The following is a 4,848-nucleotide window of genomic DNA, read 5'->3' on the forward strand; positions in this document are numbered from 1 at the left end:
AAAGTACATTATATTTTGTATAGTATACGGGCAAAATGTTTTGGATTTGGCAGTAATTATGTTGGCATTTCTCCAACATTAGTAATACTTTTTTATATTTTATTATGTTTTTAAGTAGTAATAATTTTATAAAAAGTATTACAATTTAATTTTGATGTCGAAATTTTTATACTATTAAATAACTATTTTAGGTTCATTTCATAGTAAATAATTGCATTATCATCTTATTTTTATAATTTAACGCTATTAATTTTTGGTTATTTCCTATTTAATCATTAATTATACAATTTCATTATTTTTAAAAAAATATTACTTTATTTAAAAGGATAAACCTTGTTCTAGTAAATTTAATATATGTGGTCGTTATTTCTTTTAGAAAAATTTAAATGTTTTATAATGCTTATTTTTTGAATTAAACTTCAAAATTCAAAGTTAATACTTTAATAACATTTATATGGTTATTACTCCTATGAATATTTAGATTAGTTAATTAGATGCTTAATTATGAAATTGTTATTAAATATTAGAGAGTTTATTAAGAACCACATTATTTTGATTGGGTGTCTGATTTTCATAATTCTAGATTGTTGGAGAGTATCATGGAAAGTTATATGCAAAAAATTTGATTGATTAGAGATGACATAAATCCCATAAATATGGATTTAATAGGATTATTTGAAGAATTCAATAGTGAAAATGTTTCTCAAATAATATTTTATCATGCGTGTAATGTTCTAATGGATATGAGTTCTATAACTTGTGAATCAGTTCATATTTTGTCAAAGAGTGAGTATTCAAATTTAAATAGTGAACATATTCCTGATACTCTCTTTAACTGATCTTGATGTTGACTTAATATTAGTATAAACGATAAAATTGGGAACTTTTTCTAATAAAGGATTCCAATGATATGTAAGTAAGTTATTTGAATGGAAAAGATTCAGATTTTCCATTCACTAAAAAATTTAATTAAGACTGGATTTAAGGATGTTGATTAAAAATTCCAAATAAAAATGGAGGAATTTCACAGGAATTTAACAAAACTTAATTCATTAGATTATGATCATCAAACAATAGCTAAATAGCAAGCCATATGAAGTTTAGAATAGTTATAATAAAATAACTATTCACTCTTCTATTTATCGCTAAATAGCAAGCCATATGAAGTTTAGAATAGTTATAATAAAATAACTATTCACTCTTCTATTTATCTTTTTAAGATTAGAATACATGAGTTTTTGTAGTCAACAAATTGAATTTATTATCTAATTATTACTTAATTTAAGAAATGAATTTATTTCAGGTTTATTTTTTTATTTAAATGAAAAAATAATGTAAAATAAAATGTGATACTATGGTTGTAAAAATCGCAATTATTAAAAGTGGAAATATCGGTACATCACCGGTTATTGACCTATTGTTAGACGAAAGAGCAGACAGACCAAATATCGATGTAAGAACATTTGGATCTGGAGCAAAAATGAACCCTGAACAAGTAGAAGACGTCGTGCCAAAAATAGACGCTTTCGAACCTGACTTCGCTATATTCATTAGCCCAAACCCGGGAGCACCTGGACCAGCTAAAGCAAGAGAAATGTTATCTGAAAAAGATGTACCTGCTATTATCGTCGGTGACGCACCGGGTAAAGGTAAAAAAGATGAAATGGACGAACAAGGTCTCGGTTACATTATCGTAATGTCCGACCCAATGATCGGTGCAAAAAGAGAATGGTTAGACCCAACTGAAATGACTATCTTCAACTCTGACATCTTAAAAGTACTCGCAGAAACCGGAGCATTAAGATTAGTTCAGAAAACCATTGATGCTGTAATCGCTCAAGCTGATGCAGGTGAAGCAATCGAATTACCTAAACTCATAATAACTGCTGAAAAAGCTGCAGAAGCTGGTGGATTCGCAAACCCATACGCAAAAGCAAAAGCTATTGCTGCATACGAAATGGCTGGATCCGTTGCAAACTTAGACATGAAAGGTTGTTTCATGACCAAAGGTTTCGAAAACTTCATCCCATTAGTAGCTGCTGCTCACGAAATCGCTGCATGTGCTGCTAAATTAGCACAAGAAGCAAGAGAAATCGAAAAAGCAAATGACACCGTTTTAAGAACTCCACACATGAAAGAAGGAAACCCCGGTTGTAAAACAGACTTAATTAGTAAACCACAATAAGGTTTCCTATTTTCTTAAATTTTCTTTTAGGAGGATAGTATGAAAATATATGATGATGTTCTGGATTTGTATGATCCTGATGGAAAAATCCTTGAGGAATCCGTACCATTGGAATCCATTAGCCCGCTTAAGAATTCTGCTATACAGGAAATGATTTATGACATTAAAAGGTCCTGTGCAGTCAATCTGGCAGGTATTGAAAACGGTTTAAAGAATGCTGCAATGGGCGGAAAAGCGACATATATTCCAGGAAGAGAATTGGATTATGAAATTGTTGAGAATGCAGAGGTAATTGGTGATAAAATCAAAAAGATTCTTCGTGTTAATGAGGATGATGATACAACTGTTGAGCTAATTAATGATGGCCAACAATTGTTGGTTCAATTACCTTTCGAACGTTTAAATGTTGCTGCAGATTATTCTGTTTCAACAATGCAGACTGGTGCTGCAACCATTCAGGCAATTATTGACAGCTTCGAAGTTAACATGTTCGATGCATCAACAATCAAAACTGCAGTAATGGGAGCATATCCGAGAACTGTCGATCTTTCAGGTGCTAATATCAGTGCGCTTTTAGGGCCTCCGGTATTGTTGGAAGGATTGGGATACGGTTTAAGAAATGTCATGGCAAACCATGTAGTTGCCATTACCAATAAGCAAACTTTAAATGCAGCCGCATTGTCTTCAATCATGGAACAGACAGCAATGATTGAAACTGGTGATGCTTCCGGTGCATTTGAAAGAATGCATTTATTGACATTGGCATATCAAGGTTTAAATGCAGATAATTTAGTGTTTGATATAGTTAAAGAAAATGGTAAGGGAACTGTTGGAACAGTTATCCAATCCTTGGTTGGAAGAGCTATTGAAGACAATGTTATCAGAGTCGCTAAAAAGATGCCGTCAGGATATAACATGTATGAGCCTGTGGATTGGGCATTATGGAATGCATATGCTGCTGCAGGATTGCTTGCTGCAGTCATTGTTAATGTAGGTGCCGCAAGAGCCGCTCAAGGTGTAGCTTCAACAGTATTGTATTATAATGACATGCTGGAATATGAGACAGGCCTTCCGGGTGTAGATTATGGTAGAACTGAAGGTGTAGGTGTAGGATTTAGTTTCTTCTCTCACTCCATTTATGGTGGTGGGGGACCAGGTACATTCCATGGAAACCACGTAGTGACAAGACATGCAAAAGGAACTGCAATTCCTTGTGCGTCCGCTGCAATGTGTTTGGATGCAGGAACTCAGATGTTTTCAGTTAAAAGAACATCTGCATTAATTGGAATTGTGTATGGTACTATTGATAACCTTAGAAACCCTATTCCAAATGTGGCCAAGGTTGCAGGAGAAATTAAAGATAAAATTTAAGGTGTTTTTCATGGATGAATCAAAACAAGTTAATGTAATTGATATTAAGATTATTCCAAACAGATTTTTAAAGCCAGACACCTGTGAAAAAATTCTAAATGAGATTTATGAATTGGAAGGAAACATGAGGGTATTGATACATGGCCCTTCTCTTCCCAAAAAAGTATTTTATGGTCCGGGTAAAGGCCATGAAGTAAATCATACGGATAGAAAAACAATTCAAGTTAAAGGGAATGATGTGGATTTAAGAGTCATGGTTGGAGATATTATCATCACAGCAGATATTTCCAAATTCAATGATTTCATGGATAAATTGCAGGTTATTCTAGACGAAAACATGCCCTGTGATTTTACAGTTTTGGTTGGAAGATTCACTCGAACTAAAAGCACAATTTCCGATTATTTAAAGTATGGTGAAAGTTTTGAAAATCATATTGACAAACGTTACATTGGTTTAGTTGATTCTAGTGCACGAAGTTCCGAAACGGTAAAAGTTATAAAATAATTTTATGGTGAATTTATGACATATAAAGCACAATTTGGCCCTGGTGAAACAAAAATTGCTGAAAACAGAAGAAAGCATATGAATCCAGAGCATAAATTTAAAAAGATAAGGGAAGTCTCTGATGAGGGTATCGTAAAGATATTGGGTCATAGAAATCCTGGTGAAAGTTATAAAACAGTTCATCCACCATTGGCTGAAATGGAAGATGATGGGGATATTATTAAAAGTATTGTAGAACCTACTCCTGGTGCCGCAGAAGGTATTAGGGTCAGGTATATTCAATTTGCTGATTCAATGTACAATGCTCCGGCACAGCCTTATGATAGGGCAAGAACAGGTAATAGAAATAAGAGAACAAGATTTAGAAAAAATTTCTAAAGAATTGATAGAAACAGATATTTTTGACCCTGCCCGGTCAGGTATGAGGGGAGCAACCGTACACGGACACTCATTAAGATTGGATGAAAACGGGTTAATGTTCGATGGTCTTCAAAGATACATCTTCAATGAAGAGGATGGGCATGTTTATTATGTTAAAGATCAGGTAGGTCGTCCATTAGATGAGTTGGTAGATGTCGGTGCACCTTTGGATGAGGAATATCTAAAAGAAATCACAACAATCTACAGGGAAGATAATATCGGTATGAGACAAGATAAAGAAGCACTTGAAGTAGTTGAAAATATTCACGAAGCACGTACCAAAGGTGGATATGGTTTAGGAGTATTTTCTAAAGACTTAAAAAAGAAATTAGGTGAATAAGATGGCTTTGGAAGATAAAAAATTTTT

At 33.3% G+C, this 4,848-nt stretch carries 3 protein-coding genes and 1 pseudogene; all 4 read left to right on the forward strand.

The window, feature by feature from the left end; translation table 11 throughout:
* Positions 1–1,354 precede the first annotated feature (1,354 nt).
* The 4 genes and pseudogenes from QZU75_RS12445 (at position 1,355) to mcrG (ending at position 4,821) form a co-directional block, all read left to right on the forward strand.
* Complete coding sequence (locus QZU75_RS12445) at positions 1,355–2,185, forward strand: F420-dependent methylenetetrahydromethanopterin dehydrogenase (RefSeq protein ID WP_296884140.1); 831 nt, start codon at positions 1,355–1,357, stop codon at positions 2,183–2,185.
* Between the two features lie 39 nt (positions 2,186–2,224).
* A complete protein-coding gene (mcrB, locus tag QZU75_RS12450) occupies positions 2,225–3,556 on the forward strand; it encodes a coenzyme-B sulfoethylthiotransferase subunit beta (protein ID WP_296884141.1) in 1,332 nt (443 codons plus the stop codon).
* Positions 3,557–3,566: 10 nt separating this feature from the next.
* Positions 3,567–4,061 (forward strand): methyl-coenzyme M reductase operon protein D, encoded by a 495-nt coding sequence (mcrD, locus tag QZU75_RS12455; RefSeq protein ID WP_296884142.1) that lies wholly within the window; start codon positions 3,567–3,569, stop codon positions 4,059–4,061.
* 15 nt (positions 4,062–4,076) lie between these two features.
* A pseudogene (gene mcrG / locus QZU75_RS12460) lies at positions 4,077–4,821 on the forward strand (coenzyme-B sulfoethylthiotransferase subunit gamma).
* Positions 4,822–4,848: the final 27 nt, after the last annotated feature.

The sequence above is a fragment of the uncultured Methanobrevibacter sp. genome, from assembly GCF_902764455.1.
Classification (GTDB): Archaea; Methanobacteriota; Methanobacteria; order Methanobacteriales; family Methanobacteriaceae; genus Methanocatella.